This is a genomic window from Paenibacillus sp. SC116, assembly GCF_024733555.1.
GTDB lineage: Bacteria > Bacillota > Bacilli > Paenibacillales > Paenibacillaceae > Paenibacillus_B.
Window position 1 is genome coordinate 2,281,293 of sequence record NZ_JANIOF010000001.1, and the last position, 19,442, is coordinate 2,300,734.

At 42.6% G+C, this 19,442-nt stretch carries 18 protein-coding genes and 1 riboswitch; of the genes, 4 read left to right on the forward strand and 14 right to left on the reverse strand.

Translation table 11 applies throughout. The annotated features are described in order from the left end of the window. Positions 1 to 3: 3 nt before the first annotated feature. Genes NQ117_RS09850 through NQ117_RS09875 form a run of 6 tightly spaced genes read right to left on the reverse strand, consistent with a single transcriptional unit; the run spans position 4 to position 5,168 of the window. On the reverse strand, positions 4 to 684 hold the full coding sequence (locus NQ117_RS09850; RefSeq protein ID WP_258277776.1) for a TadE family protein: 681 nt from the start codon (positions 682 to 684) through the stop codon (positions 4 to 6). A 4-nt stretch (positions 685 to 688) separates the two neighbouring features. Beyond that, on the reverse strand, positions 689 to 880 hold the full coding sequence (locus NQ117_RS09855; RefSeq protein WP_258277777.1) for a Flp1 family type IVb pilin: 192 nt from the start codon (positions 878 to 880) through the stop codon (positions 689 to 691). Positions 881 to 925: 45 nt separating this feature from the next. Further along, complete coding sequence (locus NQ117_RS09860) at positions 926 to 1,804, reverse strand: type II secretion system F family protein (RefSeq protein WP_258277778.1); 879 nt, start codon at positions 1,802 to 1,804, stop codon at positions 926 to 928. 33 nt (positions 1,805 to 1,837) lie between these two features. Beyond that, the gene (locus NQ117_RS09865; RefSeq protein WP_258277779.1) at positions 1,838 to 2,635 is read right to left on the reverse strand and encodes a type II secretion system F family protein; all 798 of its coding nucleotides are present in this window, start codon (positions 2,633 to 2,635) and stop codon (positions 1,838 to 1,840) included. Further along, positions 2,632 to 3,900, reverse strand: a complete 1,269-nt coding sequence (locus NQ117_RS09870) for a TadA family conjugal transfer-associated ATPase (protein WP_375163057.1) — start codon at positions 3,898 to 3,900, stop codon at positions 2,632 to 2,634. The genes NQ117_RS09865 and NQ117_RS09870 overlap by 4 nt, the downstream gene beginning before the upstream one ends. 59 nt (positions 3,901 to 3,959) lie before the next feature. Continuing rightward, a complete protein-coding gene (locus NQ117_RS09875) occupies positions 3,960 to 5,168 on the reverse strand; it encodes a P-loop NTPase family protein (protein WP_258277780.1) in 1,209 nt (402 codons plus the stop codon). A gap of 288 nt (positions 5,169 to 5,456) precedes the next feature. Here NQ117_RS09875 and NQ117_RS09880 point away from each other — a divergent pair, with 288 nt between their 5' ends. Continuing rightward, entirely contained in the window at positions 5,457 to 6,302 is an 846-nt protein-coding gene (locus NQ117_RS09880; RefSeq protein WP_258277781.1) for a thermonuclease family protein, read from the forward strand. Between the two features lie 231 nt (positions 6,303 to 6,533). On the opposite strand, the gene NQ117_RS09885 is transcribed toward NQ117_RS09880, so the two are convergent. Then, positions 6,534 to 7,076: a helix-turn-helix domain-containing protein gene (locus NQ117_RS09885; protein WP_144986915.1), complete on the reverse strand. Its 543-nt coding sequence runs from the start codon at positions 7,074 to 7,076 to the stop codon at positions 6,534 to 6,536. 229 nt (positions 7,077 to 7,305) lie between these two features. Here NQ117_RS09885 and NQ117_RS09890 point away from each other — a divergent pair, with 229 nt between their 5' ends. Then, complete coding sequence (locus NQ117_RS09890; protein ID WP_258277782.1) at positions 7,306 to 7,716, forward strand: DoxX family protein; 411 nt, start codon at positions 7,306 to 7,308, stop codon at positions 7,714 to 7,716. 382 nt (positions 7,717 to 8,098) lie between these two features. Here the strand turns inward: NQ117_RS09890 and NQ117_RS09895 are convergent, their stop codons facing one another. From NQ117_RS09895 to NQ117_RS09905, 3 genes are all read right to left on the reverse strand, one after another. Continuing rightward, entirely contained in the window at positions 8,099 to 8,482 is a 384-nt protein-coding gene (locus NQ117_RS09895) for a hypothetical protein (RefSeq protein ID WP_258277783.1), read from the reverse strand. Positions 8,483 to 8,787: 305 nt separating this feature from the next. Continuing rightward, positions 8,788 to 10,701: an FtsX-like permease family protein gene (locus NQ117_RS09900; protein WP_258277784.1), complete on the reverse strand. Its 1,914-nt coding sequence runs from the start codon at positions 10,699 to 10,701 to the stop codon at positions 8,788 to 8,790. Continuing rightward, complete coding sequence (locus NQ117_RS09905) at positions 10,676 to 11,452, reverse strand: ABC transporter ATP-binding protein (RefSeq protein WP_258277785.1); 777 nt, start codon at positions 11,450 to 11,452, stop codon at positions 10,676 to 10,678. The genes NQ117_RS09900 and NQ117_RS09905 overlap by 26 nt, the downstream gene beginning before the upstream one ends. A 267-nt stretch (positions 11,453 to 11,719) precedes the next feature. Here NQ117_RS09905 and NQ117_RS09910 point away from each other — a divergent pair, with 267 nt between their 5' ends. Beyond that, complete coding sequence (locus NQ117_RS09910; RefSeq protein WP_258277786.1) at positions 11,720 to 12,937, forward strand: NupC/NupG family nucleoside CNT transporter; 1,218 nt, start codon at positions 11,720 to 11,722, stop codon at positions 12,935 to 12,937. 89 nt (positions 12,938 to 13,026) lie between these two features. Here the strand turns inward: NQ117_RS09910 and NQ117_RS09915 are convergent, their stop codons facing one another. From NQ117_RS09915 to NQ117_RS09930, 4 genes are all read right to left on the reverse strand, one after another. Beyond that, complete coding sequence (locus NQ117_RS09915; RefSeq protein WP_258277787.1) at positions 13,027 to 15,168, reverse strand: methyl-accepting chemotaxis protein; 2,142 nt, start codon at positions 15,166 to 15,168, stop codon at positions 13,027 to 13,029. A 199-nt stretch (positions 15,169 to 15,367) separates the two neighbouring features. Beyond that, positions 15,368 to 15,661, reverse strand: coding sequence for a hypothetical protein (locus tag NQ117_RS09920; RefSeq protein WP_258277788.1), 294 nt, complete (start codon positions 15,659 to 15,661; stop codon positions 15,368 to 15,370). A gap of 401 nt (positions 15,662 to 16,062) precedes the next feature. Beyond that, positions 16,063 to 16,860: an alpha/beta hydrolase gene (locus NQ117_RS09925; RefSeq protein ID WP_258277789.1), complete on the reverse strand. Its 798-nt coding sequence runs from the start codon at positions 16,858 to 16,860 to the stop codon at positions 16,063 to 16,065. A gap of 34 nt (positions 16,861 to 16,894) precedes the next feature. Continuing rightward, positions 16,895 to 18,181, reverse strand: coding sequence for an MFS transporter (locus tag NQ117_RS09930; RefSeq protein WP_258277790.1), 1,287 nt, complete (start codon positions 18,179 to 18,181; stop codon positions 16,895 to 16,897). Positions 18,182 to 18,457: 276 nt separating this feature from the next. Further along, a riboswitch (purine riboswitch) is annotated at positions 18,458 to 18,558 on the forward strand. A 215-nt stretch (positions 18,559 to 18,773) separates the two neighbouring features. Here NQ117_RS09930 and NQ117_RS09935 point away from each other — a divergent pair. Continuing rightward, entirely contained in the window at positions 18,774 to 19,349 is a 576-nt protein-coding gene (locus NQ117_RS09935) for a xanthine phosphoribosyltransferase (protein ID WP_258277791.1), read from the forward strand. Positions 19,350 to 19,442: the final 93 nt, after the last annotated feature.

The window sequence follows — 19,442 nt, forward strand, 5'->3', positions numbered from 1 at the left end:
CTTCTATGGTGCAGCAGCTCTCTGCACTAGAGAACCTGCCTCTCTTGGAGTTGCCCCAAGCGTTCCACTCATTTCCGTAAGTTTAACGTGCATATATCTTACAAACTGCACGGTGCGAATAAACTCTGCTGGTTCAACAACAGCTGTTACTGCTGTTCCATCAACATCAATACTTGTTCCCGACAAACGTTCTAGTACGTTATCTTTAATCGGCTCTTGCAAGTAAGTTGTTACGGTACGTTCTAATAAGCTATTTCCATATTCCATGCTGCCTTTGTAGGAACTAGGAATATGCCCAGCACTTAGTCCCAACTTCTTCTCAGGCAAACTGCCAGAAGATCCAGTACTAGGTAGTACAATGGAGAAGGCGCTATTCGCGCCGCCTCCTTGAAATACACGGTCTATTAACTTGTCGTCGAACGCTCGCCAATATAATGTATCGTAGGTATGCTGTGGAAACGTACCTGTTATTGGATGCTTGTTACTATTACTCCATATAACTCCCGCACGCTCTGAACTGAGCACGGCGCCATGTGCAGTAATGACCTTTAGATAAATCATAATTCCTAGAAATAACATGATTAGCGTGCACAATAGTATGATAGGAAAGACAATCGAAGCCTCTATCATAATAGCCGCCCCATCTTCGCGTGATAGCCAACGCCATTTCCTAAGTGCCTTCATCCCATCAAGATCCCATCAATTTTGTCGTCTTGTCCTCAGCTCCCCCAATAATCGTCTCAATAAAGTCAGAAATCTGATTTCTAAATATCATTGCCAAAAAGACAACAACTGCAATAATAACGACTAACTCTACCATTCCTAATCCGTCTTCCTCTTTCCAGAAACGTTTCCATTGTGATTTCATTGCTTGCAACATATCAATCTCTCCTTTTCGTTTTCAAGTGGTAAGATAGATAGCCAGTTAACCCATCATCATAAGTGCAGGTCCACCAACAACAGCTAGCACAACGAGGAACATTAGCATCATTGGAAAAATAAGCTTCGTCGATGCTTCTTCTCCTCTTTTGCGCGCAACAGACTTACGTTTGTCCCACAACTGTCTCCCCAAATCCTCCATCGCTAATACGAATGATGAACCTCCTCGCTTCTGGTTCATCAATATCGTCGTAGTAAACATAGCGGCCTCCTGAACCGCACAACGCTTTGAAAATTGCTCTAATGCCTGTGCGAATGAATATCCGTTCTGTACATCCTTCAACATGCGATTCAATTCCATGTACAGCGGATGATTCAAGTGCTCACCCTTACGCTGCACACATATAGCAAGTGCCTTTTGAACCGTTTCGCCTGCTTGAACGAGCAAGCTCAATTTGCTAAGCAACTCAGGCAACTCCATCTGAATGTCTTGTTGTTTTTGTACAGACTTGTTTATAAGTTCTTTCGACTTCACCAATGGAAGAATTAGAGCTAACATCAATGCTCCTACGAAATTAACGGCACTGCCATCGGTTATTGCAGGCAAGAGTAAGGCTGTCATAGTGCCTATGTATGCGATTAGCATCACCTCACCTACGAAGAGCCGATATCGGACATAAAAAGCTTGCGGACCATGCAGTTGAAAGATAGCTTGCCTGAGAGAAACGAATATCGGATGCGTGTCCAAAGTCCGTTGAAATTTACCTGTCAAATGCAAAGCGAACGGCAACCACGACGTGAGCTTATTAGATGGATCCGCCTGGCTAATAATTTCGTTATGCTTTCCTTTTGCTTGCATATGGCCAGCAATAAAGATTACCAGCGTCACAGCAAATGCTGCGAACCATAGCCATTGCCCCAACATCCAAAATCACCGCCCTACTCGGTAACGAACGAGTTATACTCGAATGTTCATCATTTTCTTTAGAAGCCATATTCCTACAAAGAGCAAAGCTAATGAGACCGTTGCAAGAATTCTTCCGCCGCCTTCATATAAAGGAGCCATAAAATCTGGTGAGCTAAAGTTAATAAATGCAATAAAGAAAAAGGGAGCCACCATCATTGCTTTCATTTCCAGCCGTTTCTGGGCTATGAGCACCTCAATCTCTTGTACAATATCCATCTTCTCGCTTATAACGGTAGATGTTCTTCGTACAACTTCTACAAGGTCACCGCCCAATCGTTTGCAAGTCACGATAACATCGACAAAGTTCGAAATATCATCCTGATTAGCACGATGGCTAAAATCCATCATGGCCTTTTCCATAGGCACCCCATTTTCCATCCTAGCTCGTATAATACGAAGTTCCCGCATCATATCAACTTCGACACCTGGATATAGCATCTTTAAATCATGCGATGCTTCTTTCAGAGCGTTTTCGATCGATCTCCCCGCAGACAGTGAAGAAGATATAGAATGAAGTGCCTGCTTAAACTGAAGTGTCAATTGTGCCCGGCGGCGCTCAATGAGTCCACGACATCGAATTCGCGGGTAATATAAGCCAAGAGCACCAAAAATAATGATTCCTATTACGTGCTGATAGAATAAATAGCCTACAAATGACATACAACCTATACCTACAACTAGTCCAAAAGCATATTCTCCAACAGACTGTTGATATACCGTGTAATCTGGCAATCCCTGTTCGTTGGATTTTTTCATAGAAAAACGTTTTTTGGGTTCGCTTTGCATCATCCCCCCTCCTCATTAGGGCAACGTAATCCGGCCATTTGCAGCTTCCAGCGTTCTTGCAAAGTTCCCTTGCAAGCTAATTTGCCATGCACAACTCCATCTACTTCGCCTTCCTCATCAAATGTGTATAGCGGAAAGAGCACAATCTCACCTCCTTCCATACCAATCACCTCCGAAATCTCAAGCACTTTACGCGAACCATCTCGAACACGAGCAAGATGCACGACAATATCAAGGGCGGAGGAAATTTGCTGTCTTATAACAGGCAAAGGAAGGCTCGCTCCACTCAGCACCATCGTTTCCAAGCGGCTCATCATATCGCGTGCACTGTTCGCATGACCAGTTGATAAGCTGCCGTCATGACCAGTATTCATAGCCTGCAGCATATCAAGAGCTTCAGCACCTCGGACTTCACCGACAACAACTCGATTGGGTCTCATCCGTAATGAAGCCCGAATAAGATCACGCATTGGAATAGCGCCTTTTCCCTCCGTATTGGCATTTCGCGTCTCCAGACCAACTAGATTCGGAACCGTTATAATTTGTAGCTCTGCTGCATCTTCTATGGTAATAACCCGTTCACTTGAGGGAATATATTGCGACAATGCATTTAAAAATGTCGTCTTTCCTGAACCCGTTCCTCCACTAATAAAAATGTTGTACTTTGCCTGCACAAGTGTCTTCAAGAGTTCTGACGCTTCTGCTGTAATCGCACCCCTCCTTACTAAATCGTCCATAGTCATAGGCTGGGTAGGAAATTTACGAATCGTAACGGTTGGACCTTTGAGTGCTATTGGCGGAAGTACAACATGCACCCGCGACCCATCCGATAACCGTGCGTCCACAATCGGCGAAGATTCATTTACGACGCGATTGACTTGAGATACAATCGCTTGAATAATGTCTTCAAGTTTCTCACGGTTCTCAAACTCCATATCCAGTTGTTCCATTCTTCCATCCCGCTCAATAAATATTTCCTGATGACCATTAATCATAATTTCTGTTACTAAAGGATCATCAACTAACGGTTGCAATGCATCTAACCCACGAAAGCTGTGAAAAACACGCATCACAATCGAATTCATCTCTTGAGAGGTAAGTCGTTTCATCTCTGGAAGTGTAAATAGAGCCTGCTCGATTCGAACCTGTAATTGTTCATCTTCGAGCTCCTCATCCCACTCCATCTGCTCTCGAACCCGTTCACGAACTATGGCATACAAATGCTCCGAATCACGTAATTCTTCAACTTGTTCAGATCCACCGTGCATATCAACAATCTCTGCTGCCTCACGGTTCTCATCTCGCTTAGAGCGAAAAGGAAAACGACTCATATAGCATTCGTCCATTCGCGCCTCGAAAGCCAAGGCAGGTGAGTATGAATCAGTTCTTCCAAGGCAGCTTGGTACACAGCTGAACTAAACCACTGTTCAGGACGATGAAGCTGTTTCCACTGAGGAATGTAAGGCAAATAACAATCAACTGAAAGGTCATTGCGTTGCCATCGATTAAGCATCACACCCATATACCGATTAACAATGATCTTTCCTTTTATAAGCAATTGCTCATAACAAGAAGGAGATTCCGCTTGCCAGTAATTAAAACAACGCTCCATTTTATTCATTTGCACCATATCATCAGCGACTACCCACAGCAGTTGATCACTCTTCTCTATTGCCGATTTATTGCGCGTAAGATTAGCATCAACATCCAACACAATGATGTCATATCGCTTCGAACTCTTAAGCCAATCAATCACTTGCTCAATACGCTCGGCTGTCAATGCATCCCATTCGGCTTGTGGAATATTAGCTTCGAATGTATCCGCCCTCAGGATAGGAATAGGAACTGTATAAGTAGAAGGATCCATGTCTGATGTACGCATACGCTGCAAACAGTAAAGCAATTGGGAAAAACTATTAGTAGGCATAGAAATACGGTTCTTGTCTGATGACAGGGTAAACAAATCCCATTCCGCATGAGATGACAAGCTCCAATAAAACACTTTCTTGCCAAGTTCCGCTGCATAATGAGCAATCTGAAAAGCTAATGTCGTCTTGCCAATTCCGCCACCACTAGAGCAAATAGTTACAACTTTGCAAGTACCACTCGACGCAATGCGTTGTACTTGATTGACATCCTGACTGTCGCTGCCATACTGAGCTCCTCCCTCATATACCGCCGATCCTTGTCGCAGCCCTTGCTCGAACAGCTTATCCAAGGGTTGGTAAGGTGTAGCTGACGAAACTCCCTCACGTTGTAGTGATGCTGGATCATCAGTCAGGACGAATATATTTAACTTGGATATAATGTGTGAAGTCTCCACATCAGTTTCAAGCTGATTCAGCCAATCGACATCGACAACAAACAATCTGCACTCTGGCTGAAGCTTCACATACTGCCAAAGTGTGTCCCACTGTGAAAATACTCGCAACTGCAGCACTTCGCTGTATTTGCTATGCTTCCAGTAATCGATTAACCGTTCCACCAGTTGCTTGTCTGGAAGTGCTACAACCCAATCTTGCTTCAATCGACGCATCGCATCCGCCGCCTCTCCTTATTACTAGTCATCCAGTTCCGCTCAACCTTGCCACGTAATTTATAAATAGACACCAATAGAACACAAAAAAACCGCCACAAAGTATCGCAAATGCAATACCTCGTGACGGTTCTTCCGTTCACCATTTGAAGTTAAAACCAACATAACACATATGGCTAATATTAACAAGGTTTTTTATGTAAATAAACTCCACTTAAAGCAAGTCCTCCATTGTTGCATTCCTATACTCCAATCGGCATACTAGTACGAGAAGGAGCGATACACATCATGATTAAACAGCTTAACAATGAAACAACTGCATCACCCAAGTCTTACATAACTAAATTAAGTAACCAAAAGCACCTTTTTCTTGGGTTTGCCATTCTCCTCAGTATTATGCTCATCACACAAGGTTGCACAAATACAGGCACAGCATCCAATGATGCTTTCCACAAAAGCATCGTTGCACAGTACCCTGAACTAAGCAACCAACCTTTTACGAAGACAAAAGTAAAACGCATCGTGGATGGCGATACATTTGTCACGAGCGAGGGAGATAAAGTAAGACTTATCGGGGTCAATACACCTGAAACCCACGGCAAAGTACAGTATTACGGGCAAGAAGCAAAGGAATATACGAATAAGCAATTAACAGGAAGCACCGTCTACATGTTCCAAGATGCCGGCAATACAGACAAGTATGGCAGGCTGCTTCGATACATTTTTATTGAAAATGATGACGAAATGTTCAATGAACGACTTATTCGTGAAGGTTATGCCAACACAATGACGATAACGCCCAATATACTATATTCCAAAACATTCACAAAATTAGAACGTGAAGCAAGGAACAACAACCAGGGTCTATGGCAATCATCAAAGGCAAAGCCATCATCCGGACAACGATTTAAGAACAAAGAATCTAATTCATTAACTGACAACAATATAAATAAAACAAACACTTCCACTCAAGGCAATTGTCAGACTCCAACGATAAAAGGGAATATCAACAAAAATAAGGATAAGATTTATCATCTGCCAGATGGACGCTACTATGAACAAACGAAGGCAGAAATGATGTTCTGCACGGTGGAAGACGCTGAGGCAGCAGGCTTCCGCGCTTCATCAAACTAGTTTGACAAGGATAGCACCAGCAAAACTCCAACAATCTCAAAGCTAAATATTTCATCATACGACAAAAAGACCTCTCCTTTTATAGCAGTGTGTGGACAACTAGTCACTCCACTCTAGAAAGGAAGGTCTTTCTATTTAGTAGCTAAAGGTATGGTTTGATACCGTTTATTTTCTCATGACTGAGTCATTCAAACTCAATCACGCGCGCAATGGCGTACCTCTGCTCCCAAGCTATTGAATATCTTCAAAACTAATATCTTTATATACAGAAATTAAGACGAGTGCCGATTCCTCACCTGTATTCGTCACTTTATGCGGAACACTCGCATTCCAACTGAATGAATCTCCAGCCTCCAGCACTTCCATATCCTCTGCTTGCTCCGCAACGATTTTACCTTTCAGGACGAAATGACACTCTTCCCCAGCGTGCATATTTGTCCCAGTCGTAGCCCCTGGTGGCACCTCACAAATCATCATTCGCAATCCACCCTTTGCAGAAAGATGCTCTACTTTCAAATTATCACTTCCTGATGTCGTCTGTTGACGCTCATCTTTGCGGACCACATGCATGCGCTGTTCATTTTTTAGCAACAAGTAAGGAAGGGGCACATTCAAAAAGGTTGCGATGCTCTCTAATGTTGCAATAGAGGGAGATGTTTTGTTGTTTTCCACATTACTAATAAATCCTTTTGATAATCCCGTGCCTTCGCATAACTGCGAGATTGTAATCTTCCGCTGTTTTCGTATTGCCCGAATCGAAGCGCCAATATCCACTTTAGTCTCCCCTTTTGTTCACTTCTAAAGATATTAGTTTCATTATACTAAAAAAATAATTGACTCATCAAATTATCTTTGTTATGATTTGTTCACGTTAGTGAATTATTATTTATATAACAAAACAAAAAGAGGTGTATAAATGGCTTTCGCCTATTTTTTTGCATAGAAGTTTTGTAATAACGAAATTATATCTACAACAATATAAATTCTGAGAGGATGTAATAAAATGAATGCTACAATAAGAACGAATGTAGTCGCAACAATTATGCGTGTTATTTTAGGAGTTATTTTTACGATGCACGGTCTTGATAAACTTCAAATGGGACTAGGAAATACAGCTGGTTGGTTCGAGAGCATTGGCTTGCCGGGTACACTTGCTTATGTCGTCGCTCTTATCGAATTACTTGGTGGTATCGCTATGATCGTAGGCTTATTGACTCGATTTATATCTATTGGCTATGTGGCTATTATGATCGGCGCTATTGTTACGGTTAAGCTTCCTGGTGGATTGATTGGACCTAATGGATATGAGTTAGATTTGGCATTGCTTGCATTGGCGATTTACTTTATTTTTGCAGAACATGTCGGTTACGGTGTAGATCAATTATTGTTCCGTAAGAAGTCCACTCAAGAGTAAGACATAGTATAGTAGCCCGTAGGAATGGTACTTTTTTAATGCTCTTTATCCTGCGGGCTCTTTTTGTTTATAACACCAATAGACATCAAGGTCTTATTTTGCTATCCGTAATCCAAGTTACAATTCTTGGAGCTTTATATCTGGGATTTATAAGAATCAAATGGTATACTCACCTATATTACCTATTTATGTAATTTAAAACAAAGAAATAAGTTAAGTTATAAATGGAATAATTTTGTGAGACGAATAAAATTCACTTCAATAGCAAAGGGTAGTGTCTAAACGACACTACCCTTGTTATTATGAAATATTCGTGTTGGGAATGTGTCTGTCAGCTAAGAGGTAAGTACTTGGTGAGCTGACCTTCATGGTGAAGGAAAATTTAAGGGTTCAGAGCAACTGATTGATGACCGTTAAGTGTAATTATTTTCTCTTCGCCCCCAAGAAACTGGCCAGTACTCGTATAAGCTCCAATCCATACTCTATAAGGACCATACGGAAGCCCTACAGAGGAATAACCGGTCTGAGTAGAAGGAAGAATATCATTGTTAATATAGAGATGATTATCATTTAGATTTCTCAAAACCAATCTGTAATAATGAGTTCCTGGTTTAGCTGTCCAGTACATATACAAACTACCTACTTGTTGGATCACATTGTCAACCTTCGTAGCCTGTACTGGAGCCGCCGGTGCAGCAAATGCAGAAGCTGCTCCAAGTGATAGTAACATTGCTACCGATAGGATTGAGATAGATAAACGTTTCATTATAAAATTCCTCCCCTTAATAGATAATGTATTACACTTATTATTATACATAAAAACAACTCAGTTTCCACTATTTTCTTTTTAATATAAAAAATTTTTTGTCTACCATTTCAAGGGATTATTGTGTATAATATGAATTTTAATAGAAATCATAATCTTCCGATTCAGAGATCAAGAAAAAGCCAAGCTCAAGGAAATGCACCACTACCCGAACTCGACCTTTTCTACTAAGTTAGAATCCTATTAGCAATCCCAAACAACTCATTGACTTATAGATGATTGAAGCGATAATTTTCCTCATTCTACTATCTCACTGCCTCACGCAAATGGATCATATAGCGCCAGCGAATAACGAAGAAATAAATAACCTGAGCAATCGTGAATCCCGCCAACACTTTGACAGTCTGACCGACGATAGATAGATTAATAATGCTTTGCAGCGCCGTAAACGCGAACGCACTATGGACAACAGCCACAATGATCGGAATAAAGAACAACAGCAACAATTGTGTCGTTGCAATTTTACTAAGCTCTCGATCGGTTAAACCAATCTTCCCAATAGCCTTGTAACGTTCCTTATCCTGCTCCAAGTCCGTGTACAATCGGAAATACAAGAAGCTGCCTGAGGCAATAAAGAATACCGCACCAACAAGCAGTGCCGAGAACATCATAATGCTGAACATTTGCCGCTGAACCGCGACAGATGTGGCTAACGAGCTGAATTCAAATGTAATCTCCCTCGACTTTGATCCGTTTGCTTTTATAGCATTGTTATAGTCTTGTTCAATCCCTGCGCCAACTCCAACTGTCTGCTCCCAATCTATCGTTTTGTACCCGTAAATAACTCCCTTTTTCGCATGCTCGGACAATTTCTTGTACATCTCATCCGACACAATGAGCGCATCTCCAATTAAGCCTTGATTCGTAATAGGACCTTCTACTTTGTCCGTTGTCGTTAGCTTAATTGAATGGTTAGCTACATGCACCGTCTCTGATTCGAAAGGAAGTTTGAATTGAACGCTATCCTTCAAATAAGGAATAAGCAGCGCTTGCTCATCTGTTACCGATACACTCGGACGACGTAAATCACCCGCGGCTTTATTGTAAACAGATTCTGCAAACACCGTCCATTGAGCTCTGCCTTCTTTAGGCTTCACAGTTAAATATTCATAGTCGTTCTTCCTGTACTCGATCCCTTTCATTTTAAGCAAAGATTCAATCTCTGTAAGATGAGTCTGCTCCATCTGATTGCCTTGCTTGCTCACATAATTCAAGTCATAAACATGTGACTGCACGAGCTCATCCTCAATTACCGCGAACGAAGCCAATGTGCCAACTGCGCAAAAAGCAACGGTAGACACAATGCAGACCATGAAGAACATACGTGCATTGTCCTTCATCCGATAGGCAAGATCAGAAATGGTCAGCATATTCGTTTTGTATAAAAACAGTCTGTCATTGCGTTTTAACAGATGAACAAGGAACACACTTAACTGCGTGAACAAAAAATACGATCCGATAATTGTCATCAGTACAACTGGAAGCATGAGATAACCGATCGTACCTGCGGTCGCCATATATGACAACACATAAGAAGCAACGAGTAACAGCACCGCCAACAACGATAATAGTAGAGATGCCTTCGGCTCTGGCTTAGGCTTGTTCGTCCCTTGCAGCAGCTGCTGCACCTTACTCTTGCTCACCATAAACTGCGTTAAAAATGATATCACGAAAAACAAGACAACAAATGAACCAGCTGTCATGACCAACGCCGACATAGAAATATGATAAGGCAGCTCAATGCCTATTGCGCTTCCTCCTATCACAAAGCCTACTTTAGCAAGAAGCAGCCCTGAACCGATACCTGTCACAATTGCACCGAATCCGATAATCATATTTTCTAAAAAAATAAGTCGATTCAATTGACGCGGTGACATGCCATGTATCATCAACACGCCAAATTCATGCTGTCTCGCCTTCAAAAATGCCCCTACGGAATAAAGGATAAAGAAGAACGAGAACACGTACACAATCCATTTCGCTATCCCCATCGCCAGAATAGGCAACATGTGAGAAATCCCGTCTTTCATCGCAGGATGGGAAGCAATAACTGAATAAATGAAGAAAATCATTACCGAAAAAGAACTGCTTAAAAAATAAGCGGCGTACGTACGTTTATTGCGAAACACATTATTAAACGCGAACTGTCGAAAATTCACGCTCGTCACCTCCAAGCGACGCTAACTCATCCATAATGTGCTGGAAAAATACATTCCGGTTGCCGCCCCCCGAAATCTCATTATAGAAGCCTCCATCTTTCATAAAGACAACTCGATCACAGTAGCTCGCTGCATAGGCATCATGGGTTACCATCATCATCGTCGTACCATCTTTCTTGTTAATGTTGTCTAATGTCTCCATCACGTCACGTGAAGCTTTGGAATCCAAGTTGCCTGTCGGCTCGTCTGCCAACAATAGTCTAGGACGATGAATGATCGCGCGAGCAATCGCCGTTCGCTGCATTTGCCCACCAGATATTTCATAAGTACGCTTATCCAAAATGGATGCAATGCCTAGTCTCTCAGCCAATGCTTGCGCATCCTGCTTCATTTTACGAATGCTTACGCCTTCAAGCGTCAGCGGAAGCATAATATTTTCTTGAACCGTTAAAGTATGAAGCAAGTTAAAGTGTTGAAATACAAAACCGAGCTCACGACGGCGAAATACAGCCAACTTTTCCTTTTTAAGCTGGTGTGGATTCATACCATGAATAAGCACTTCCCCGCTAGTTGGAGAATCAATCGTAGAAATAATATTGAGAAAGGTTGTTTTCCCTGAACCAGAAGGCCCCATAATACCTACAAATTCTCCCTCTTGTATCGTTAAATTGGTGTTGCGGAGCACCTGCGTAGATACTCTGCCCTCATACGTTTTTTCTACATGTTTAACCGTTAATAGTTCGGATGCCATCCGTAATCAACCCCTACTACATAATTGTTGGAATTGCTTCGTTTCAGCCTTGTTGCATCCAGCATACGAAATATGGAAACTTAATGCCGTTGATTTCCCTTTCAAGTTCCTTACACTTTTGTCACGTTGCTCTTGATGCATAAGCAAACCAACTTCCCCAAATACTAGCTGAGACCAATAAAAGCTCAACTGAGCACATGAAAGACCTATTAAGCATGACAAAAGGGCTATGAACTATAACGCTTATTGGCAGAAAGGTTGTCAGGCATGAACGTATGGGGATTAATCGGAATCGCAGGGCTATTACTAATCGGTTTTTTATGCTCGGAAAATCGCAATCGAATTCATTGGCGTCCTGTTCTGATCGCGCTTGCGATCCAGATGCTGTTCGGGTTTATTGTGTTGAAATGGACAGCTGGAAGAAACGTACTTAAGGCTGTATCCAATGGGGTTTCCCAAGTAATTGCATATGCCAATGAAGGGATTGCATTTGTATTCGGCAGCGCGATACCGCCAGCGGGCCAAGGTTTCATTTTTGCTTTCCAAGTACTTACGATTGTCATCTTCTTTTCTTCACTTATTGCAGTGCTGTACTATTTAGGCATCATGCAATGGATTATTCGCATTATCGGCGGGGGCTTAAGCAAAGCGCTTGGTACGAGCAAGCCTGAGTCGTTATCCGCTACGGCCAACATTTTTGTCGGTATGGTCGAAGCACCGTTGCTTGTGAAACCTTATTTAAGTAGTATGACTCGATCTGAGTTATTTACCGTTATGACTGGCGGAATGGCTTCTGTATCAGGCTCGGTCTTGGCGGGCTACGCTTTGATGGGGGTTCCTTTAGAGTACCTAATCGCAGCCAGTTTCATGTCAGCTCCAGCAGGCATATTAGTGTCTAAGCTGCTTATCCCTGAAACAGAGGCTTATCATCATCATGAAAAACAAGAAGAAAGTGTGAATGAAAAAACCGCTAATGTCATTGATGCAGCTGCCGCCGGCGCGGTTGAAGGACTTCACATCGCATTGGCTGTCGGCGCTACTTTAATTGCTTTTATTGGATTAATAGCATTGTTAAATGGCCTGCTTAGTGGAATCGGGGGTTGGTTTGGCTTAGCAAATCTTACACTACACAGTATATTAGGATGGATTTTCTCGCCTATCGCCTACTTAATTGGTATTCCATGGTCAGAGGCTTCTATAGCAGGCAGCTTAATTGGGCAAAAAGTTGTCGTTAACGAGTTCGTTGCATTTTCTGAGCTCGGAAAAATAATTGATCAAATCTCCGCTCGCACGTTAATGATTACGAGCTTTGCCTTATGCGGCTTCGCTAACCTAAGCTCTATCGCGATCCAAATTAGCGGTCTCTCCTCAATGGCACCGGATCGTAGAACACAGATAACAAAGCTAGGAATGAAAGCCGTGCTTGGCGGAACATTGGCCAACTTAATTAGTGCTGCAATTGCCGGATTGTTCTTCGCAGGCTAACCATTTCAATCAACTCTATAAATAAAAAACAGCCCGGTTCTCCTATAGGAGCTTCCGGGCTGATTTGCATTTCACTCATCACCTTATTATTAAAGATGGCAAACCTGATCTTCGTCTGAATGATACTGGAATTGCGACAATGACTGCTGCAGCTCATTGGATACCGATTCAAGCTGGTTCGACAAGCCGATCAGCTGCTTGGATACGTTAAGCTGCTCCTGACTAAGTGATGCCACTTCTTCAGACGTAGCAGAAGACTCTTCCGATACAGCACTTACATTGCTCATCGCATCAACGATTACGCTTTGTACACGATGGAGTTCTTCAACAGATTGACCCACTTCATCTAAATGCACATTCATATCCGTCATGCGTTGACCCACTTGCTTGAAGATTTCATCCGTTTCTTGAACCGCTTCCTTCTGCAACTGGAATGTTGGAAATGCTTCATGCAGCGTTTCAACAGTGTCCTTCATCTCTTGTTCAATCCGCTGTGTAATATCCGCAACCATATTTATAGATTGTCTAGACTGGTCCGCCAAGTTATGAATTTCATCCGCTACAACTCTAAAGCCTCGGCCCGCCGCACCTGCACGAGCTGCCTCAATCGTTGCATTCAATGATAATATATTCGTTTGCTTCGTCATATCTTGAAGCACCTTCAACACATTGCGTATCGATGCAGTACTGCTGCTTAATTCATTCACTCGATTCGTCAACAAACGGATCGTATCTTCTACCGCATCCGTACGTTCCTTAAGTGAGGACATATAAGATGTACCCAGTCGACTCGATTGTTGCACAAGGCTTGCAGACTGCTCCATCTTCTCATTCGCATGAACGACGAGCTGTGTTTGCGCTGCCATCTGTTGCGTGAGATCATGTCCACGTTCTGCTTCAGAGGCTAGACTCAACGCCCCTTTCGCAATTTCTTCCGTAGCTAATGCAATTTCTTCAGCGGCAATCCCAGTGCTCTTGGATGCATTCGTCAACTGCTGAGCGGTATCCAATACATGACGAGCGCTGCTGTCCGTTCGCTTCATGAGCTGTGTAATCTGTTCCATCATTTGATTGAATCCACCGGAAAGCTCACCGATCTCATCTTTGGAGTTTACAGTTGCACGAACGGTAAGCTGGCCGTCTGCCGCTCGACTCATCAAGTTGCGCAGCACAGTGAGCGGTGAAGCAATCATACGTGTAGCAGCGAAGCCAATAACCATTGCAAATATAGCAGCTACGATAATACTGACGAAGGTGACGATGAGAATGACCTCTGCATCTTCAACCAGCACATCCACTGGAATCGTTCCAATAGCTGTCCATTTGTTCTCCTTCGACTCATGATATACCTTCAGTACATCCGTGTTGTCGCTAGAAAGAACATGTTCCGTGCCCGACCACTTCTCTTGCTCTTTGTCTGCTGGTACGATCCATTCTGGAGCAGGCTTTGTTACCAATGCCGCGTCCGGATGATAAATAAATTGTCCATTGCGATTCACAAGCGATACGCTCGTGCCTTCACCCATATTAATCGTATTGAACATTTCAGCAAGCGATTGCATATGTATCTCAACAACAACGACAAACTTCTGCTGCTTCGCGAATAAATCCGTCATCAAGCGAGAAACAACAATTGTCGGCTCATGAGATTTGTTTACACCTGTTAGCAGCGTATCTGACCAAACCGCTCGACCCTGATTTTTCACGACTTGCTGCATCCAGGCTGAATTTTTGACCTCATCCGACAGCTGCACCGTCGTTTCCGTAGAGAATGCTTTGTCATTAGTTCCAACAGGAATCAAGTAAATATCCTCAAGTGCATCATGACCCGCTGTATAACCTTGCAGCGTTTCGCGAATATTGTTCATAGCAGAAACTTGATCGTAGGAATGCGGAGGTGCAGACAAATAGGTCTTAATCCAATCTGTTAAGTTAGGATCAACCATAATCTGCATACTCATTTTGGAATACGTATTGAGAACGACATCCATTTTTTCTACCGCTTGCGTAATTGTCTGGTAGCTCGTTTCAGACACTTTTTGCTCAATAGCCTGTCTGGAAACATAGTATGATACAATGCCGACTGAACTTACGAATACAATAATACTGATGACAAACATGAGAAAAAGCCTAGTTCCTACAGACCTTGAGGGACGATATTTCGCATAAGAGGCACGCGGCCTAAGCTTAATGCCCTGCATCATTCGTCGCAACATGGAAACGAATTTCATAGTGTTACATCTCCCTTAACTATGTATAGGTTCCTATCCAACTATGTCGTTATCGATATCTGCAATGATTCTCTTGCACTATATATCGGTTTTTCTTAGCAATAAATGTATGTATACAAGCATTATATATTCGCAATCCAGATCGCCAACCTTGTCCATTATTTCAGCTGGACAAGGTGTTCATCGTATGTCTTTTGTACTAGGATTGCGCGGCTAGTTCACGATCAAAGGCTTCTACCATATTCACTTCAGCAACTTCTACCTCACGGTAAAATTGAAAATCAGGATGCTCTTCGACTAATTTACTACGAGCCTCCTCACCAACCTGTTGTGTAGTAATAGGCTCATCAGAACCAATGACGACTTGATCGACACGTTCGATCTCTTTATGGTCAAAATCAACAACACGAGTAGTCACATCAGCAATATGCAAATATCGACCAGGATGATATCCTACGTGTTTGAATTCTTTTTTAATAGCAGTGTACTCCATAATCTCTGCCACTCCTTTTCCATTTCTGTATTTCATATATTTCTATATTTCTTTATACAACATCCTCTGCTTAATATCTATGATTTATACGATTATTGTAAATACATTCATATGAATTTCATGCATGATCTCGACATCGTCGTAAATATATGCTCGATTATTTTGAAATAAATATGCAAAAAAGCGCATTTGCTCCTCAACAAATGCGCTTTCGCTGCCGTGTGTTTCTTCATTCGATATCGGGGGATACGAACGTGTTAACACACATTTGAGTAGGTCACCTGTCCTGCCGGAAATAAGACAGTGCTGAATTAACATTCAGCAACCCCACCTATTATTTTGCCCTAATATTTACCTGTGCTAAAAGTAGACAAATTAAAGTTTCTATGGACAAATTATAGCTAACTTGCTTCTGACTGTAAAAAACGGATGATCTCGTCCAAAAGCAGTACAGCATGCTCGGATTGACTAAACACATGATCAGCTCGATCAATCCATATGAGGCGCGATTCACTTAAATGGTTATGCAGCCTATGAGATAAATAAGGCGGTACTACACTATCATTTGTACCATGCACGATAAGCGTAGGTGTACAAATTTGTGCAGCAGCATCGTGGACACGTAGTGCAGCACGGTCATCAAAGAAGTTCTGACTGATCTGCTGTCCATGCAATTCCACCCATCCTTGCTGCAGCAGATGATGCAATTTCTCGCCTTGCAATTCACGCGCAAGTAAGTCTTGAAAACCAACAGCTGGACACAACAGCAGCAAGTGCTCCAACTCGTCACCAAGCTGTTCGGCTGCTAACAGTGAAACAACTCCGCCAAGACTAAACCCAAGCAAACTAACCCGCTTCGGATCAATTCCTTCCATTACCTGAACGGCATCCCATACCGCCAGCATGTCCTGCACTTCCGTAGAAACGGTCATGTCTACGAACTCGCCATCGCTTTCACCACTGCCTGCGAAATCGAATCGAATGGTCGCATAGCCCCACTTGGCCAATTCATCGCTCAACCGCTTGAACATGAAGTTAGCTTCCGCCTTATGTCCCGTGAATCCATGACCGAATATAATGGCAGGAACGAAATGATCGGTTACTGGCATGGTGACGATACCTCGTAGAGTCAAATGCTCGCGGCTCCATTCTAATGTATGCTTGCGAATCGAATACGCACTTTGATTACTTTCATTCATCGTTTACCACACTCCTTATCTTATTTCAACCAGATCATTTAGCAACATAAGCACGCTCTAGCCGTTCGGCCCATAGGAAAATGCCAATCGAGATCATAAGCAACCATCCGCCTGTAACAAACAAGCCCTCCAAACCATAGTGATGATACAAATACGCCCCAATAACACTCCCTGTTACCGCTGCACCAATACTCATGATCATCTGCAGCACTGCCTGACCGCTGGCACGAAACTTATCCGGTATCGTTTCCATCATATATTCCGCTACATAAATAAAGAAGAAAGCAATCGCGATCCCTTGCACAGCTTGCAACAGCATAACTACGACCAGCGAATCCGTCCAAGCTAAAATGAATGATCGAATAGAGAAAATAACAGCTGAAATTGCAAGCATAGGCAATGGACGTAACCGATGACGACTTCGTCCAAGATAAAGAAAAATGGCTACCTCAACTGCCGCTGGCAGCATCCATCCTAAGCCTATATGAACGGAAGTACCATTCAGCTCACGTATAAGAAATCCAAAATATTGATCGTTAAATGAAAATGTCATCTGATAAACGATCATCGCAGCAATAAAGAACATAAACCTTGGTGTCATGATATAAGGAGCAAGATCGAGGATACGTACTTCTTCTTTTGCTGTACCTTGTCCAATTTCCTGCTCCTTCTCCGATTTTTTCTCTTGTTCGCTATGTACATATTGAGGAGATCGAGGATCTCGAATCAAGCAAAGCGTTAGCCAAGTGCATCCAATTAAGCCAATGACAATCCATCCCATCGTTGACTCACCGGGAAGCAAGTCCAATATCCAGCCAATGATTCCAGCCGCAACAGCGAATCCCGCTGCCCCGAAGCCGCGTATCGTTGCAAACGTCTGATTCAGACGCCTAGCCGAGAGCATAACCATACTATCAGTCAAAGACGACACCGGCGCCCATAAAAATTGAAACAACAGCACAAGCCCCATCATAAGCCACAACGATGAAACGTGAAAAATAAAGTAAATGACCACCATCAGCAATAGCATAATCGTCATTAAAATCGATTTAATTCGCGATCGCTTGTCGCTGATTAGGCCAAACAAGAAACTCCCTATCATCCCTACAATAGGAAGCAGTGCATTTTGCAGTCCATACATCGCATCCGTATAACCCGAATCTCGATAATATAATGGAAAGAATGATTGTATCGCGGCGGCTGGCGTGTAAATCATAAACATGTAAACACACAAATAGCGAAACTGCATGGTGCGAAAACGTTCCGCTCGATTCACTTGCGAATGCGCTGCTTTTGCACGTTGCGTGGACATATCAACCATTAGTAAGCTCCTCTCCTGAACTCCTATCTCCATTTCATTGTTCTATTGTTATTTTCTATATCTATATTTGCCCTAATGAATATGCACCCATATCTATTATTACTCAGCTTTACTACTGTATCATATTTCTTCGATTTAAAAAGATTGGAAGCTGTACACTTCTTCCTGAAAATGTACTCTTTCCTCATCCCTTTATTTGCAGTATACTTTTACATAATTAAATGAACAGGATTGATAAAAGAGCCCTGTTTGAACTTGTATATCACGAAAAACCCGAACAATATATTGTTAAACTCACGTATATGTGCAGGAATTGGCCTGCATGTCTCTACCTGGTCACCGTAAATGATCGGACTACGGGGTTAAACTTTCATGACATTTGCATCGCATATGTCGAGGTACAACGATGAACTTCATGCAGAGGAATGGTTCCGATAACTGTACGCGTAAGGCGTATAGTCATCCCATTACTCGGTTGTTCATCTGTATGCTACGATTGAAAGTTCCCGCAGCCCGATAGACCGGCATATACGTGCCAGCGCTATCGGGCTTTTTGTTATTGATACGTCCACAACGAGGAGGATAACGCAGCATGAAAAGTTTAAAAGACAAAATTGTATCCGAAGGTATTGTGCTCAGCGATACGGTACTCAAAGTCGATTCCTTTTTAAATCATCAAATGGACCCTCAGTTGATGAAAGAGATGGGCGAAGAATTTGCACGCCGCTTTGCTGAAGACCATATTACGAAAGTATTGACTATCGAATCTTCAGGAATTGCACCTGCTCTAATGACGGCTCTGACCTTAAATGTTCCGCTTGTATTCGCCCGCAAACAAAAATCGCTCACATTGCGCGATGATTTGATCGTGGAGAGAGTGCATTCGTTTACCAAGCAAGTAACGAATGATGTTACTGTATCGCGCAAGTACTTGTCCCCTGATGATAATGTCTTAATTATTGATGACTTCCTTGCGGTGGGTGAAGCTGCTCAAGGATTAGCACGCATTACGGAGCAAGTAGGCGCTAAAGTAGCGGGTATCGGCATCGTCATTGAGAAGTCGTTCCAAACAGGACGCCATACGTTAATTGAAGCCGGCTATCGCGTAGAGTCACTAGCACGCATCGCATCGTTGAACGATAGCAGCGTTCAATTTATTGAGGAATAAGAGGAATCATTCTACCACTCTAGTTCTTAGCAGAACCAGATTGTTATAAGGAATGGTTACAGGAAGTATTATATAAAATTAGCAGAGCGCCAA

Coding starts and splice junctions, on each gene's coding strand:
- NQ117_RS09850 (WP_258277776.1), bottom strand. CDS start 684: ATGAAGGCACTTAGGAAATGGCGTTGGCTATCACGCGAAGATGGGGCG.
- NQ117_RS09855 (WP_258277777.1), bottom strand. CDS start 880: ATGTTGCAAGCAATGAAATCACAATGGAAACGTTTCTGGAAAGAGGAA.
- NQ117_RS09860 (WP_258277778.1), bottom strand. CDS start 1,804: ATGTTGGGGCAATGGCTATGGTTCGCAGCATTTGCTGTGACGCTGGTA.
- NQ117_RS09865 (WP_258277779.1), bottom strand. CDS start 2,635: ATGATGCAAAGCGAACCCAAAAAACGTTTTTCTATGAAAAAATCCAAC.
- NQ117_RS09870 (WP_375163057.1), bottom strand. CDS start 3,900: ATGCACGGTGGATCTGAACAAGTTGAAGAATTACGTGATTCGGAGCAT.
- NQ117_RS09875 (WP_258277780.1), bottom strand. CDS start 5,168: ATGCGTCGATTGAAGCAAGATTGGGTTGTAGCACTTCCAGACAAGCAA.
- NQ117_RS09880 (WP_258277781.1), top strand. CDS start 5,457: ATGATTAAACAGCTTAACAATGAAACAACTGCATCACCCAAGTCTTAC.
- NQ117_RS09890 (WP_258277782.1), top strand. CDS start 7,306: ATGAATGCTACAATAAGAACGAATGTAGTCGCAACAATTATGCGTGTT.
- NQ117_RS09895 (WP_258277783.1), bottom strand. CDS start 8,482: ATGAAACGTTTATCTATCTCAATCCTATCGGTAGCAATGTTACTATCA.
- NQ117_RS09905 (WP_258277785.1), bottom strand. CDS start 11,452: ATGGCATCCGAACTATTAACGGTTAAACATGTAGAAAAAACGTATGAG.
- NQ117_RS09910 (WP_258277786.1), top strand. CDS start 11,720: ATGAACGTATGGGGATTAATCGGAATCGCAGGGCTATTACTAATCGGT.
- NQ117_RS09915 (WP_258277787.1), bottom strand. CDS start 15,168: ATGAAATTCGTTTCCATGTTGCGACGAATGATGCAGGGCATTAAGCTT.
- NQ117_RS09920 (WP_258277788.1), bottom strand. CDS start 15,661: ATGGAGTACACTGCTATTAAAAAAGAATTCAAACACGTAGGATATCAT.
- NQ117_RS09925 (WP_258277789.1), bottom strand. CDS start 16,860: ATGAATGAAAGTAATCAAAGTGCGTATTCGATTCGCAAGCATACATTA.
- NQ117_RS09930 (WP_258277790.1), bottom strand. CDS start 18,181: ATGGTTGATATGTCCACGCAACGTGCAAAAGCAGCGCATTCGCAAGTG.
- NQ117_RS09935 (WP_258277791.1), top strand. CDS start 18,774: ATGAAAAGTTTAAAAGACAAAATTGTATCCGAAGGTATTGTGCTCAGC.